Below are 15,465 nucleotides of genomic sequence, written 5' to 3'. Positions count from 1 at the left end.
ATTTTTGAGGTGCAGTGGCTGTGGTGGCAGCTGCAGCCGATTTTTTTACGACAAATTTAACTTCACAAGCGGAGCTTTCCTGTTACAGGAACGTTGTGCTTCGCATCTGTAAATGAAAGTGAATAGGATGATGAGATTCGTACTGGCAGGTATGCTGGCGCTGCTGCTGGTGCCGGGAATAAGCAAGGCTCAGAAACGTACAAAAGCGCCAAAAGAAAAGGACATGAAGGCCTACCTGATGGCCTATTTCAAAGACGACACCCACGGGCTGTACTTTGCCCTGAGCAAAGATGGCTACACCTTTACGGATGTAAACAACGGCAAGCCGGTGATAGCAGGCGATACCATTGCCGAGCAGCGCGGCATCCGCGACCCCTATATCATGCGTGGGCCCGATGGCATGTTCTACCTGGCCATGACCGACCTGCACATCTTTGCCCAGCAAGCTAACCTGCGCGACACCGAGTGGCAGCGCGACGGCAGGCAGTACGGCTGGGGCAACAACCGGGCGCTGGTGCTGATGAAGTCAAAAGACCTGGTGAACTGGTCGCACACCATCCTGCGCGTAGACCAGGCGTTCCCGGAGCTGGCGGATATTGGCTGTGCCTGGGCGCCTGAAATTGTTTACGACGAAGCCAAAAAGAAGCTGATGCTCTACTACACCATGCGCTTTGGCAACGGGCATAACAAACTCTACTATGCCTACATGAACGATGATTTTACCGCATTCGAAACCAAACCAGAATTGCTCTTCGAGTATCCTAAAGATATTACCTATATCGATGCCGACATCACCAAAGTAGGCGATAAGTACCACATGTTCTACACGCCGCACGATGGTACGCCGGGCATCAAACAAGCCGTGTCCAGCGCCATCAACAGCGGCTACGTCTACGACCCGGCATGGTACGACCCGGAACCCAAGGCTTGCGAGGCGCCCACTGTGTTCAAGCGCATCGGGGAGGAGAAGTGGGTGCTGGTCTACGACATCTATGGCATCCGTCCGCACAACTTCGGCTTCAGCGAAACCTCCGACTTCAAGAACTTTAAGCACCTGGGACACTTCAACGAAGGCGTGATGAAGGCGATTAACTTTTATTCGCCCAAACACAGCTCCTTTGTGCACCTGACCAAAAAAGAAGCCCGTCGCCTGGCCGACCACTGGGGCTATAAAGCGAAATTCTGAGTAAATTACCCGAAAACTGTAATGGGATGCCTGAAGAAGAGATCCGGATACTACCTGTGATACCTTCGGAAGCATTCCAAGTTCTCCTGAGCAAACTGTATAAGTTATGAATCAAACTACGCTGGCAACAAAACCACATTATCCCATACTGGATGGTTTACGGGGTGTAGCCGCCCTGATGGTCGTGGCCTTTCACATTTTTGAAACCCATGCCACGGGCCGCCACGACCTGATTATCAACCATGGTTACCTGGCAGTCGACTTTTTCTTCCTGCTATCCGGTTTCGTGATCGGCTATGCCTATGACGACAGGTGGAGTACCATGACGGTGCGGGATTTCTTTAAACGCCGGCTGCTACGGCTCCAGCCGATGGTGGTGATGGGAACAATCATCGGTGCTTTGTTCTTCTACTTCCAGGCTTCAGCCTCCTTTCCTCTCATCAGCCAGACGCCCGTATGGAAGATGCTGTTTGTCATGCTGCTTGGCTTTTTGATGCTTCCCATTACACCGGCCATGGACATTCGTGGGTGGCGTGAAACATACCCGCTCAACGGCCCGGCCTGGTCGCTGTTTTTTGAGTTTGTCGTGAACATTTTTTACGGAATTGCCTTCAGGAAACTCTCGAAAAAGGCACTGGTCCTGCTGGTGTTCGTGTCAGGAGTTGCACTGTTACATTTCACGGTAACCAGCCGCCATGGCGATGTAATCGGTGGCTGGACGCTGGAGCCGCACCAACTGCGCATTGGCTTTACCAGGGTCATGTTCCCGTTCTTTGCCGGTTTGCTGCTCTTCCGGGTGGCGAGGCTGCGGCAGGTGAAGCATGCGTTTTTGTGGAGCAGCTTGTTAGTGGTAATAGTACTGGCTATGCCCAGAATCGGAGGAAAAGAAAATGTTTGGATGAACGGGCTTTATGAATCGCTGAGCATCATGCTGGTCTTTCCGCTCATTGTTTATCTAGGGGCTGGTGGAGAAGTAACAAACTCCTATGCCAAAAAGCTGTGTAAGTTTTTAGGTGATATTTCTTACCCGATTTACATTACCCACTACCCGCTTATCTATACCTATACCGCCTGGGTGCAGGGAGATAAAATACCTTTAAGAGAAGCATATCCGGTTGGAATAGTTGTCTTCCTGGGTGCCATCGTACTGGCCTATGTTTGCCTGAAGTTTTACGATGAGCCTGTCCGGTTATGGCTGAAGAAAAAAGCACTAAGCGCGAAGCTGCAGCAAGGAAAAGATGTTCCTGTTGTATTAAAGTAAAACCGGGTTTACCTTCGCTGCCAGCCTTGGTGTTGGCAATAAAAGAGATTTCAGAAAAAAAGATTACAGGGGTTTATAACATGAAAAAAGTAATGATGTTGTCGGGTATGCTTTTCGGAGTTGCCTTGTTTGGAACAACAGCAGTAGAAGCAGGCAGGCTGGTGAACGAACCCGATTCCGCGTACCTGCTCGCTTACAGCACCACCAAAAACAACGGAAAAAATGGGCTGCACTTTGCCTGGAGCCGCGACCGCCAAAAGTGGCACAGCATCGGCAACGAGTTCGGCTTTGTAAAATCTGACTACGGGAACTGGGGCAACCAGAAACGCATGGTGACGCCCTACCTGGTGAAAGGCGCTGACGGCGCCTGGCAATGTGTGTGGGGCCTGAACGAGCAGGAACTGGTATTTGCCCACGCCGCCTCGCCCGATTTAGTTTATTGGGGCCGCCAGAGCTACCCGATGGTGCAGGCAGGTAAAAATGTGCTGCGCCCGGTGGTGCAGTACGATAAGAACGCCGCCACTTACCACATCACTTACACCGATGCATCAGGCAAGTATTACCGGGTTACGACCAAAAACTTTAAAACCTATACGCCGGCTGTAGAGGTTCCGGCAGCACAGTATAAAAACAACAGCCAGACAATAGCCTTACCTGGAGGCGATGCGACAGGACAGGTGCATCGCGTGGCTTGGGCGGATGTGGACAGGCTGCAGAAAACCTACGAACTGAAGCAGTACAAAAACAGCCAGTACAGCGAACGAACCGAACAGGACGCGCAACGCTTTGCCGGCCTTAAACCGGTAGAAGCAAAAATCACGGTGGCGGCAGCCAAAGCAAAACCCATCAGCGACCTGCTGGTAGGCGTGTTTTTCGAAGACCTGAACTACGCAGCCGATGGCGGCCTTTATGCCGAGTTGGTGCAGAACCGGGGCTTCGAGTACAAGCCCAGCGACAAAAAAGGCCACGACAAGAGCTGGACCAGCACCCACTCCTGGACCCTGAAAGGCGACAAGGGTACCTTCGCTATCGATTCCGTTGCACCCGTTCACCCGAACAACCCGCACTATGCCGTGCTGCATACCACAGCACCCGGAGCGGCACTGGTGAATACCGGCTTCGATGGCATTGCCGTGAAGAAAGGCGAGCGCTACAACTTCTCCGTGATGGCAAAACAGCTGGAGGGTAAGAACGGGAAGCTGCAGGTGCGCCTGGTAAGCGAGAAGGAGGGCGTGCTGGCAAAGGCAACCGTAAATGCCTCCCCGGGCAGCTGGAAAACCTTACATGCGTCTCTTGTACCTGCCACCACAGCCTCTGATGCACGCCTGGAACTGGAGCCGCTGGCAGCAGGTCGCCTGGCGCTGGACATGGTTTCGCTCTTCCCCCAGAACACCTTTAAAGGCAGAAAAAACGGCTTGCGTGCCGACCTGGCGCAGACCATTGCCGACCTGCAGCCACGCTTCGTTCGCTTCCCCGGCGGTTGTGTAGCGCATGGCGACGGCATAGGCAACATCTACCACTGGAAAAACACCATCGGTCCGCTGGAGGCCCGCAAACCGCAGCGCAACCTGTGGGGCTACCACCAGTCGATGGGGCTGGGCTACTTTGAGTACTTCCAGTTCTGCGAAGACATAGGCGCAGCGCCAGTGCCTGTGGTGGCAGCCGGTGTGCCTTGCCAGAACTCAAGTGACGGTGGTGGCGGTCAGCAGGGCGGTATCCCGATGGACCAGATGGACGAGTACGTGCAGGATATCCTGGACCTGGTGGAATACGCCAACGGCAGCGTGAACACGAAGTGGGGAAAGAAACGGGCAGAAGCCGGCCACCCCAAACCGTTCAACCTGAAGTACATCGGCGTCGGCAACGAAGACCTGATTACAGATGTGTTTGAAGAGCGCTTCGCCATGATTCAGAAAGCCCTGAACGAAAAGTATCCTGAAATTACAGTTATCGGAACAGTGGGACCTTTCTCGGAAGGAACAGATTACGTGGAGGGCTGGGAGCTTGCCACGCAGCTGGACGTGCCGATGGTGGACGAGCACTACTACCAGCCGCCGGGCTGGTTCATCCACAACCAGGACTACTACGACCGCTACGACCGCAGCAAAGCCAAAGTATACCTGGGCGAGTATGCCGCCCATTTACCCGGTCGCCCGAACAACCTCGAAACAGCCCTGGCCGAAGCGCTGTACCTGACTTCGGTAGAGCGAAACGGCGATGTGGTGCACATGACTTCCTATGCGCCGCTGCTGGCCAAAGAAGGTCACACGCAATGGAATCCCGATATGATTTACTTCAACAACACCGAGGTGAAGCCAACGGTGGGGTACGAGGTGCAGAAACTTTTCGGCCGCAACTCCGGAGACGAGTACCTGCCCAGCACCGTCAGCCTGGACAATAACCAGGAGGCCGTAAGCAAGCGGGTGGCCGTATCGGTGGTGCGCGACAGCAAAACTAACGATGTGATTGTCAAAATGGTCAACCTGCTGCCGGTGCCTGTCAACTCCAACCTCGACCTAAAAGCTTTGGGCACAACAGGCACCAGTGCCGTGAAAACGACGCTGCAGGGCAAGCCAGGCGACCGGAAACTGCAGCCGGTGGAAACAGACGTGGCGGTGTCGGAGCTGGCGCAAACCGAGCTGCCAGCCTACTCCTGTACCGTTATCCGGGTGAAAGGCAACTAGTACCTGATAGTTTTTACCCGCTTCCAATAAAACACCATCTGTCATCCTGTAAGGAACTTGTGGGCGAGTTGCACTACCGTCAACAATTGGTACAACCAATTTTTTAGCGGACTGTCATCTTCCTGGTTGCAGGAGAGGCAATGGTGGCTGCTGCAGAAAAGTAAAATTGAATAAGAAAAGACACCGGTTATGCAAGAGAAATCGAACCCGGTGCCTGCTAATCTAGATTCTAATTAAAATGAACAAAACGCTTTTTACCTTTTTGGCAACCGCCGCTTTCGTACCGTTTTGCTTTACGGCAGGCAGCGCACAGGCCCAGCAACAGGTACAAAACATTGCTGTACAAGTCTCCAAACCCACTGCTGAAGTGCAGCCCACCATGTGGGGCCTCTTTTTCGAGGATATCAACTTTGCAGCCGATGGCGGCCTCTATGCCGAACTGGTAAAGAACCGCTCTTTTGAATTCGACAAGCCCCTGATGGGCTGGAAAGAGGTAAAGCAAAACGGAACAGGAACCGTCCTGGTCATCAACCGAACTGCTGCCAAGGAGGCCAATCCCCGCTTTGCCCGCCTGAAGGTGAATGCCGAAAACGGCGCTTACGGACTGGTGAACGAAGGCTTCCGGGGTATCGGCATTGAGCAGGGCAAGCAGTACAACTTCTCGGTGCTGGCGCGGCAACAGGGAGATGAAAATCTGAAAATGAAGGTGGCGCTGGTAAACCGAAAAGGAGAAAAGCTGGGCGAAGCTGAACTCGGAGGCCTGACACCGGAATGGAAAAAGCATACGGTTTCATTCAAAGCCACGGCCACAGAGCCCAAAGCCGGTTTCCAGGTGCTGCTGCAGGGCAAAGGCACCGCCGACCTCGACATGGTATCGCTCTTCCCGCAGGATACCTGGAAGAACCGCCCCAACGGCCTCCGCAAAGACCTCGTGCAGCTATTGGCCGACATGAAGCCGGGCTTCCTGCGTTTCCCGGGTGGCTGTATTGTGGAAGGGAAAGATTTGGCCAACCGCTACCAATGGAAAAAAACGGTGGGCGATGTGGAAGACCGCACCCTCATCATGAACCGCTGGAACGTAGAATTTTCGCACCGCAACGCCCCGGATTATTTCCAGAGTTACGGGCTGGGCTTTTATGAGTATTTTCAGTTGGCCGAAGACCTGGGCGCAGAACCGCTGCCCATCCTCAACTGCGGCATGGCCTGCCAGTATAACACCGGCGAGGTAGTAGCTATGGAAGAACTGGACCCTTACCTGCAGGACGCCCTGGACCTGATAGAATTTGCCAATGGCCCCGTAACCAGCAAGTGGGGCAAGCTGCGCGCCGACATGGGCCACCCCAAGCCGTTCGACCTCAAGCTGCTGGGCATCGGCAACGAGCAGTGGGACGAGCAGTACATGGAGCGCTACCGCGTGTTTGAAGATGTGCTCAAGAAACAGCATCCGGAAATAAAGCTCATCTCCACCTCCGGCCCCTCCTCCGACGGCCCCCGCTTCGACTACCTCTGGAAAGAGCTGAAAAACTCGAAGGCCGATTACGTGGATGAGCACTATTACAAGAGCCCGGAGTGGTTCCAGCAAAACGCCGCCCGCTACGACAACTACGACCGCACCGGACCAAAAGTATTTGCAGGCGAATATGCCGCCCACGGCAAAGATGATAAAGATTCCGAATCGCGCAACACCTGGTACAGCGCCCTCTCCGAAGCTGCCTTCATGACCGGCCTGGAGCGCAACGCCGATGTAGTGCACATGGCTTCGTACGCACCGCTGCTGGCGCACGTGGAGGCATGGCAATGGCGCCCGGATATGATCTGGTTTGATAACCTCCGGGCTGTAGGCACGCCAAACTACCATGTGCAAAAGCTTTTCGGCGCCAACAGTGGCACCCATGTGGTGCCCGTTGTGAGCAACGGTGTTGCCGTAACCGGCCAGGACAGCCTCTACGCCAGCTCCACCATCGACCGTAACACAAACGAAGTTATCATGAAACTGGTAAACACATCCAAATCTGTAAAACCGGTTAATGTAAACCTCGAAGGGGCCACCATTCAGAAACGAACAGCCAACCTGCAGGTGCTGAAGGCAGCCAACCCCATGGACTACAACACGCTGGACAAGCCGCAGGTGGTGGCGCCAACAGCGCGGAAGCAAAACTTCTCCGGCAACACCGTCGCCCTGAAGCTCGAGCCACAGTCGGTTACGGTCGTAAAGGTGCCTTGTAAGAAATTGAACATCCAGATGGTGAGGCAATAACAGGAAAACGCACGCCAAACTGGTTAAGGAAGGCAGCTATCGGCTCGGTATGCAACCGGGGAAACAGAAGCTTTCGCTCCGGCTGGCGACATTTTTTTGCTGCAGCTGCCACCACAGCCACTGCTCCTGTTTGGCTGCAGCAGTGGCTGTGGTGGCAGCTGCAGATAACAGTTTTCCAGAAAGCAGGCAACAATTAACTCTTGGTCGAACCTCTTACCACTAACTCCGATTTAAGGACGATGTTTTCGTTTGGGATAGCGGTTCTTCGTTTCTCGAGGTGTTTCAGGAGGACGGTTGCCGCCTGCTTTCCCATTTCAAAAGCGGGTTGCGAAATGGTGGTCAGCGGCGGGTTGAGCAGGGGAGCGGTGGGCAGGTTGGAGAAACAGATAACCTGAAGCTCATCCGGAATTTTTACCCCCAGTTCCTGGCAAACGGTGTAGGTGGTCAGCGCCAGCGTTTCCACGGAGGCGAAGATGCCGTCCGGCGGGTTACTGCTGCTGAGCAGCTGCCTTATTTTCCGGTAGCAACTCTTCTCATCGCCATGGCATTTGATAATCCGGTCTTCCTTTACCGGGATGTCGTATTTATGCAGTGCCTCCAGGTAGCCCTGCTTCCGTTTGTAATCAATCGAAAGGTTGTCGGATAAGGAGAGGAAGGCAATATCGCGGCAGCCATGCCGGATCAGGTGGTCCGTTCCGTTGAAACTGCTGGCAAAATCGTCGGTGGTAATCTTGGCGGTCTCTATTTCATGGCAGATCCGGTCGAAAAACACGACCGGGATGTTGCTTTGCACCAGTTCGCTGATGTGGTCGTAGCTTTTGGTCGTAACGGCCAGAGACATAATTACCCCATCCACCCGCCCGTTCTGCAGGTGCTTGAGGATGCGCTCCTCCAGCCTGAAATCCTCGTGCGTTACATAAATGAGCACATGGTAATTCCGGTCGAAGGCAGTGGTTTCTACACCGCTGATGGCCTGAATGAAAAAGTTGTTTGTCAGTTTCGGCACAATCACGGCAATGGTCCTGCTCTGGTGGTGGCGCAGGTGGCCTGCATAGGGGTTGGCCCGGTAGCCCATTTCATCGGCCATCTCCAGCACTCTTTTTTTTGTTTCTTCCCCTATTTCGTAACTGTCGCGCAACGCCTTGGAAACCGTCGATACAGATACGCCCAGCATGTCAGCCAGCTCCTTTAAACTCACTTTTGCCATACGAAACCTTTTCGCAAAGTAAACGAAAATTTAGTGAACCAGCGAAAATGGCACTACATCGTTTTCGTAAATAAAGTAGTAGCAACAGTAGTGGAAGCCGCCGTTTCTAGCCATATTTGGGTAAGACAAATGCGAAAATCTCCTTAAAAAAATCAACATGTCTTTTAATTTAGATGGAAAAACAGCGGTGATAACCGGTGGTGGCGGTGTGTTGTGCCGTACCATGGCCCTGGCACTGGCCGCCCAGGGTGCGAAGGTAGCAGTACTGGACCTGAAAGAAGAACTGGCCCGGCAGGTGGCCGACGAAATTACAGCCAAAGGCGGCAAAGCCATTGCCGTTGGCTGCAATGTGCTGGAGGTGGAGAGCCTGCGGGCCGCGCACTGGAAAGTGGCGGAGCAGCTTGGCCCTTGCGACATCCTCATCAACGGCGCCGGGGGCAACCACCCGAAAGGCACCACGTCCAATACGCACCTGTTGCCGGGCGACCTGGAAGCCGCCGAAGGAATTAAAACCTTCTTCGACCTCGACCCCGAAGGTATCAAATTTGTGTTCGACCTGAACTTTATCGGTTCCTTGCTGCCTACCCAGGTGTTTGCCAAAGACATGGTGGGCCGCGAAGGCTGCAGCATCATCAATATTTCGTCGATGAATGCCTTCCGTCCGCTTACCAAGATTCCGGCTTACAGTGGCGCCAAAGCGGCTATCTCTAACTTTACGCAGTGGCTGGCCGTGCACTTCGCCAAGACAGGCATCCGGGTAAACGCACTGGCGCCGGGCTTCTTCCTGACCGAGCAGAACCGCACGCTGCTCACCAATGCCGATGGCAGCCTCACCGACCGTGGCAACACCATCCTGAGCCATACCCCCATGAGCCGCTTCGGCACCCCCGACGACCTGACCGGCACGCTGCTCTGGCTCTGCTCCGATGCCTCTGCTTTTGTAACCGGTGTAGTGGTGCCAATTGACGGCGGCTTCTCTGCTTTTAGCGGGGTGTAAAAAAACGAACACTACCGCAAGTTTAGGCGCAGCCGTAACTTGTGGTATAACTTGACAGGAAGTTTTCAACTTCCGGATGCCGACAATTTTCTTACCCTCGCAAGTTGAAAACTTGCACCATATTACACCACAAGTTACGGCTGCGCCTATACTTGCGGCAGAAATAAGGCAGAAAAAATTAAAAGTTAAAATTTAACAACAGAAGATATGCAATTAGAACAAACCTGGCGCTGGTACGGTCCGAAGGACCCTGTATCGCTTTGGGATATAAAACAAGCCGGCGCAACCGGCATCGTGACGGCCCTGCACCATGTGCCAAACGGACAGGTGTGGAGCAAAGAGGAAATCCTCAAACGCAAAGCTGAAGTAGAAGCCGTTGGCCTTACCTGGTCGGTGGTGGAAAGCGTGCCGGTGCACGAAGATATCAAGAAACGGACAGGCAATTACGAGCAGTACATCGAAAACTACAGGCAAACCCTGCTGAACTTGGGCGCCTGCGGTATTGACATTGTGTGCTACAACTTCATGCCGGTGCTGGACTGGACACGCACCAACCTAGAATACCCGATGCCCGACGGCTCCACCGCCCTGCGTTTCGAAGCAGCTGCCTTTGCCGCTTTCGAACTTTACCTGCTCAAGCGTCCGGGTGCCGAAGCTACTTATACCGAGGAGCAAAAAGCCAAAGCCAAAGCCTACCTGGATAATTTGTCTGAAGAAGGCAGGCAGCTGCTGGTGAAAAACATTATTGCCGGTCTGCCGGGAGCCGAAGAAGGGTATACGCTGGAAGAATTCCTGAAAGTGCTGGCTGCTTACGAGGGCATCGGTCCGAAAGAGCTGAAGGAAAACCTGTTCTACTTCCTGGGCCAGGTAATTCCCGCTGCCGAGCAGGCCGGTGTGCTCATGTGCATTCACCCCGACGATCCGCCTTCCCCCATCCTGGGTCTGCCGCGGGTCGTGAGTACCGAACAGGACATCGAGGAGCTTTATGCAGCGGTAGACAGCCCGAACAACGGCCTTACCTACTGCACCGGTTCCTTTGGCGTGCGTGCCGACAACGACCTGCCGGGCATGATAGAGCGCCTGGGGCACCGCATCCACTTCATTCACTTGCGGGCTACCCGCCGCGATGCGGAAGGCAACTTTCACGAAGCCGATCACCTGGAGGGCGACGTGGACATGTATGCCGTAATGAAGGCGCTGGTTGCAGAGCAGCAGAAGCGTGTTGCCGCCGGCAGAAAAGACCTGCGCATGCCTTTCCGCCCGGACCACGGACACAAAATGCTCGACGACCTGCACAAGAAAACTAATCCCGGCTACTCGGCCATCGGTCGTCTCCGCGGACTGGCTGAGCTGCGTGGCCTGGAGCTGGGTATCCGCAGGAGCTTGCAGGATAACCAAACAGGTACGGTGAAAGAGCAGGCCGCACAGGCGTATTAATGGCTTTGTGGATGCACCTGCAGCAGAGCCGCAACAGTTCCATTTAGCTTACAAAGCGCACTTTTCCGCTGCAGAAAGGAAGTGCTGCTTTGTGGTAAGTTTGCAGGTTTTGTACACCTGCGAGCAGCTGCTTTTCTCGCTGCCGGTGGAAGTACATGTGCAGTTTCAGCTGGCATTTAGAACATATTCCGGGTATAGGTAACAATAACCCGGTATCACTGCCCAAACGAGATGAAAAAACAAGGAGGCTGTCCGAAAAGGGGCAGCCTCCTTGCTTTTTTTGGAGATACCCACCACCGGAGATACCTGCAGTTAGTGAGCGGAAAGTCAGGATGTGGCAGGACAGTTGCCAGTAGTGGCATCCTTATCTTTAAGGCAATTACCGGATTAGCTTATTTGTAAAACCTATAAAAAGTAGTTCATGAAAAAAACTGTACATGCTTTATGGCTGAAGGGACGGCCAGGCCCGGAACGCCACCCGTGTTCTCCTGCTCCACAAACTAAAAAATTAGCAGGGATTCTCTCGGTTCCTCTCACGCTGCTGTTTATGCTTATGGCCAGCATGGTTCATGCGCAGCAATGGCAGCTGTTGGGCAGCGAGCAGGATGTTGCTGCTGCGGCCTCCAACCATACCACCATCGCGCTGGTAAGCGAAGGCGCCACTTCCACACCCTATGTGGCCTATACCGAAGGGGGAGTAGCCAGAGTAAAAAAACAGCTGCAAGACGGAACCTGGGCACAGGTGGGCGAAGACCTTTCCGCCGGCAGTTCGTCCTATACCCGCATCTATGCTGATGCAACAGACAGTCTTTATGTTACCTATGTAGATGGCGCCAACAGCAACAGGCTGGCGGTAAAGAAATTTAACCCCACCACCGGCGTCTGGGAACCGCTGAACAACAGCACCGGCAACCTGTATGTGTCGGAGGGTACAGTAAACGGCATGAGCACGGTTTCCCAGTATGGTTCCACCCCGCGCAGCTCCCTGGTATTCGATGCCGAAAACAACCCTTACATCGCATTTGCCGACGGTGCCAACCTGACGCCTTACGTGAAAATGTTCGACGGCACTTCCTGGGTAACGGTAGGTTCCGGTCCGGTAAAGGCTGACGCAAAAGCTGCCGCTATGAGCCTGGTGCTGGACGAGGTAGGTACGCCCTGGCTGGTATTCAGCAGCCTGTCAGCCAATAACTCCACTACCGGCAGCATGGCCCTTTACCGCTTCGACGGCGGCACCTGGACGGCTGTTCCTGCAAATTTTAGCGGTATCCGGCATACCAGCATGGCGGTAAACAGTGCCGGGAACCTGGTTATTGCTTACTTCAACACCGGCAACCTGAACAGGGCTACCGTGGTGGTATATAACAAAGCCACCGATACCTGGAGTTCGCCCACCTCGCTTGCCTCCCGCGATTCTCCTAACATCCACATGACGAAAGATGCCGCAGGCAACCTGTTTCTTTCCTTTATTGATGCTATTTCGTCCGGCTACCGCCAGGCGGCCCGTGTGTTTAAGCAGGAAGCAGGCGCAACTGCCTGGGCAGAACTGAAAGACCAGGCCGTAGCCACCGGTATCGATGAGCCGGTAGGTAACCTTGCGCTGGCTGTCGGGAGCGATACTGAAAAACCCGTTATCGTGTACACCAAAACAAATGGAAGCGGTGTTGTAACGCCCATCGTCCGGATGTACCTGCCTCCCGCTCCGCCTGCGGTCATCAGCACGAAAGCTGCCACCAATATCAGCACTACGTCTGTGGTAGCAGGTGGCGACATAACTTCGGATGGTGGTTCGGAAATAACAGAAAGAGGGGTGGTGTACGGTACCAGTGCCAATCCTACGACGGCTAACACCAAAGTGGCGGCAGCTTCGGCAGGCATTGGTTCTTATACAGTAAACCTGACTGGCCTTACGCCTGCTACCTCCTATTTTGTGCGGGCCTATGCCATCAACGGGGGCGGTACAACGGTTACCTATGGCGCCAATGTGCGGGTAAGTACGCATGCACTACCCGATGAAGTAGTGACTGCTCCCAAACAAGTGGAGTACCTCAACCGCGGCCTGGTGGCTGTCCGTACGGGCAACAGCGTGTACGTGGGCTGGCGCCTGTTGGGCACCGACCCTGCGGCTATCGCCTTCAACGTGTACCGCGATAACGTAAAACTCAACAGCACCCCCATTACCACCTCCACCAACTATGTTGACAATTCCACTGCCGGCGGCGCCTATACCGTACGGGCTGTGGTGAACGGCGTGGAAGGTACTCCTTCCGAAGCTGCTGCTGCCTGGGGCAGCAACCAGCTGTCTATCCCGCTGCAGATACCTGCCGGCGGCACCACACCCGATGGCCAAAGCTACACCTATACCGCCAACGATGCCAGCGTGGGCGACATGGACGGCGACGGTACCTATGAAGTTGTTTTAAGATGGGCGCCAACTGTCGAGAATCATAACATGGGTGGCTATAGCGGCAAACAGATTTTCGACTGCTATAAACTGGACGGTACACGCCTGTGGCGTATCGACCTGGGCCACAACATGCCTGCCGGGCCGCATTACAACCAGTTCATGGTCTACGACTTCGATGGCGATGGCAAATCAGAAATCATCCTCAAAACGGCCGATGGTACCGTAGATGGTACAGGCGCTGTTATTGGTAACGCCGCCGTCGACTACCGTAATTCCGGCGGCTGGGTGCATACCGGCCCGGAGTTCCTGACAGTGTTCAACGGCCTGACAGGTGCAGCAATGGCTACGGTGGATTTCCAGCCTGCCCGGGGCAACATCAACGACTGGGGCGATAACTACGGCAACCGTGCCGACCGCTTTGTGTCGGCTGTGGCTTACCTGGATGGTGTCCGCCCGAGCCTGATTATGGGGCGCGGCTACTACAATAAACTGGCTAGGGCTGCCTACGACTGGCGCGACGGACAGCTTACCCTTCGCTGGATTTTTAACAGCGAAGACCCCGGCAACGAAGCTTACCGTGAACAGGGCAACCACCAGATGACCATTGGCGATGTGGACGGCGACGGTAAGGATGAGATAATCAATGGCTCCAGCGCGATTAACGACGATGGCAAACCTTTGTGGACCTACCGCTACGGGCACGGCGATGCTCTGCACATGACGGATATGGACCCGGACCGTCCGGGGCAGGAAATATGGATCAACCTGGAGTCGCAGGGTTCTTACGATGGCATGGGGCTGCGGCTCTACGATGCTAAAACAGGCGAGACCGTCTGGGGCGTACCTACCACCGGTGATGTGGGCCGTTCGATGGCTGCCGATATCGACCCCAACCACAAGGGTTATGAGCTATGGGGTTCTTCGGGCAATCTCTACAACGCCAGAGGCCAGCAAATCAGTACAAACAAACCTACCTACAACTTCGGCATCTGGTGGGACGGCGACCTGGCCCGCGAGCTGCTGGACGGTACGAAACTGGACAAGTGGAATGCAGCTACTAATTCGTTGAACCGATTGTTTACCATATACGGGGCGGCTCCTATTTCCTCGAACAACAGTACCAAGGCCAACCCCAGCCTCACGGCCGACCTGCTGGGCGACTGGCGCGAGGAAATGCTCTTCCGGACTTCGGATAACGCAAGGCTGATTCTGTTCACAACTACCATTCCGACGGAGCACCGCATTTACACGCTGATGCACGACCCGCAGTACCGCACGGCAATAGCCTGGCAGAATTCTGCTTACAACCAGCCGCCGTATCCAGGCTTTTACCTGGGGTACGATATGCAGACTCCGCCTATGCCGAACATCACACTGGCACAGCCGGGCGGTGTAACCGGAATTACGAAGGAGAAGCATGCGCCTCAGGTGTTGGTGTACCCGAACCCGTCGAATACTACGTATACGGTGGTGGCACAAGGCAAATTTACCTACACTGTTTTCGACCAGCTGGGCAGGCGCCTGCACCAGGCAGATGGACAGCAATCAGCAACTTTTGGCCAGGATTTAAAACCGGGCGTTTACTTCATCCGTGTCGAGACAAGCACGGGTCACACAACCGAAAGGCTGCTGAAGCAATAAAAAAACTGTTGCACAGCAGGTAACATAAACACGGACCCGCATGCCGCGCCGGCACGGGTAAGTATAGCAGAACCTCCTGTTTTTGTGGTAGCAATATCACCAAAAGCAGGAGGTTCTTTCTGTTGGTTCGGTACGGGAACTGTAGTGCCGGAAAGAGTACCTGGTTTTCCTGCAGGTTCGCCGGCCACTGCACTGCAGGAGGAGCAAAGGGAATGGTGGCTGCTGCAGCAATTCGCCTTTACAATCAGGATAGAATAGTTAACTTTGAAATTACAGCCGCTGTGCTTTTATCTTAAAGCATCGTGTGGGTCGTACAGGTTGTTCAACATTCAGTTTGCAAAATCAATGCACACATTCTTCAGGAGTCTTCATCCGGACAGGTACAACT

Annotated in this window: 8 protein-coding genes; 7 read left to right on the top strand and 1 reads right to left on the bottom strand. The window is 54.3% G+C overall.

Annotation, left to right across the window (positions count from 1 at the left end):
• The first annotated feature begins 127 nt into the window (after positions 1–127).
• From DCW36_RS14720 to DCW36_RS14705, 4 genes are all read left to right on the top strand, one after another.
• Entirely contained in the window at positions 128–1,186 is a 1,059-nt protein-coding gene (locus DCW36_RS14720) for a glycoside hydrolase family 43 protein (protein ID WP_205702937.1), read from the top strand.
• Between the two features lie 106 nt (positions 1,187–1,292).
• Positions 1,293–2,447, top strand: coding sequence for an acyltransferase family protein (locus DCW36_RS14715; protein WP_114783344.1), 1,155 nt, complete (start codon positions 1,293–1,295; stop codon positions 2,445–2,447).
• 80 nt (positions 2,448–2,527) lie between these two features.
• On the top strand, positions 2,528–5,131 hold the full coding sequence (locus DCW36_RS14710) for an alpha-L-arabinofuranosidase C-terminal domain-containing protein (RefSeq protein ID WP_114783354.1): 2,604 nt from the start codon (positions 2,528–2,530) through the stop codon (positions 5,129–5,131).
• A 238-nt stretch (positions 5,132–5,369) separates the two neighbouring features.
• Entirely contained in the window at positions 5,370–7,388 is a 2,019-nt protein-coding gene (locus DCW36_RS14705; protein ID WP_114783343.1) for an alpha-L-arabinofuranosidase C-terminal domain-containing protein, read from the top strand.
• Between the two features lie 193 nt (positions 7,389–7,581).
• On the opposite strand, the gene DCW36_RS14700 is transcribed toward DCW36_RS14705, so the two are convergent.
• Positions 7,582–8,595, bottom strand: coding sequence for a LacI family DNA-binding transcriptional regulator (locus DCW36_RS14700; RefSeq protein WP_114783342.1), 1,014 nt, complete (start codon positions 8,593–8,595; stop codon positions 7,582–7,584).
• Positions 8,596–8,752: 157 nt separating this feature from the next.
• Here DCW36_RS14700 and DCW36_RS14695 point away from each other — a divergent pair, with 157 nt between their 5' ends.
• The 3 genes from DCW36_RS14695 (at position 8,753) to DCW36_RS14685 (ending at position 15,077) form a co-directional block, all read left to right on the top strand.
• Entirely contained in the window at positions 8,753–9,592 is an 840-nt protein-coding gene (locus DCW36_RS14695; protein ID WP_114783341.1) for an SDR family oxidoreductase, read from the top strand.
• Between the two features lie 207 nt (positions 9,593–9,799).
• A complete protein-coding gene (uxuA, locus tag DCW36_RS14690; protein ID WP_114783340.1) occupies positions 9,800–11,029 on the top strand; it encodes a mannonate dehydratase in 1,230 nt (409 codons plus the stop codon).
• A gap of 421 nt (positions 11,030–11,450) precedes the next feature.
• Positions 11,451–15,077, top strand: a complete 3,627-nt coding sequence (locus DCW36_RS14685; RefSeq protein ID WP_128396981.1) for a rhamnogalacturonan lyase family protein — start codon at positions 11,451–11,453, stop codon at positions 15,075–15,077.
• The last annotated feature ends 388 nt before the right edge of the window (positions 15,078–15,465 follow it).

Source organism: Botryobacter ruber (assembly GCF_003347595.2).
Lineage (GTDB): Bacteria > Bacteroidota > Bacteroidia > Cytophagales > Hymenobacteraceae > Pontibacter > Pontibacter ruber_A.
The sequence above is the reverse complement of the archived record's forward strand: the minus strand, read 5'-3'. Positions and strand labels throughout refer to the sequence as shown.

Coding starts and splice junctions, on each gene's coding strand:
- DCW36_RS14720 (WP_205702937.1), top strand. CDS start 128: ATGATGAGATTCGTACTGGCAGGTATGCTGGCGCTGCTGCTGGTGCCG.
- DCW36_RS14705 (WP_114783343.1), top strand. CDS start 5,370: ATGAACAAAACGCTTTTTACCTTTTTGGCAACCGCCGCTTTCGTACCG.
- DCW36_RS14685 (WP_128396981.1), top strand. CDS start 11,451: ATGAAAAAAACTGTACATGCTTTATGGCTGAAGGGACGGCCAGGCCCG.
- DCW36_RS14700 (WP_114783342.1), bottom strand. CDS start 8,595: ATGGCAAAAGTGAGTTTAAAGGAGCTGGCTGACATGCTGGGCGTATCT.
- DCW36_RS14715 (WP_114783344.1), top strand. CDS start 1,293: ATGAATCAAACTACGCTGGCAACAAAACCACATTATCCCATACTGGAT.
- DCW36_RS14710 (WP_114783354.1), top strand. CDS start 2,528: ATGAAAAAAGTAATGATGTTGTCGGGTATGCTTTTCGGAGTTGCCTTG.
- DCW36_RS14695 (WP_114783341.1), top strand. CDS start 8,753: ATGTCTTTTAATTTAGATGGAAAAACAGCGGTGATAACCGGTGGTGGC.
- uxuA (WP_114783340.1), top strand. CDS start 9,800: ATGCAATTAGAACAAACCTGGCGCTGGTACGGTCCGAAGGACCCTGTA.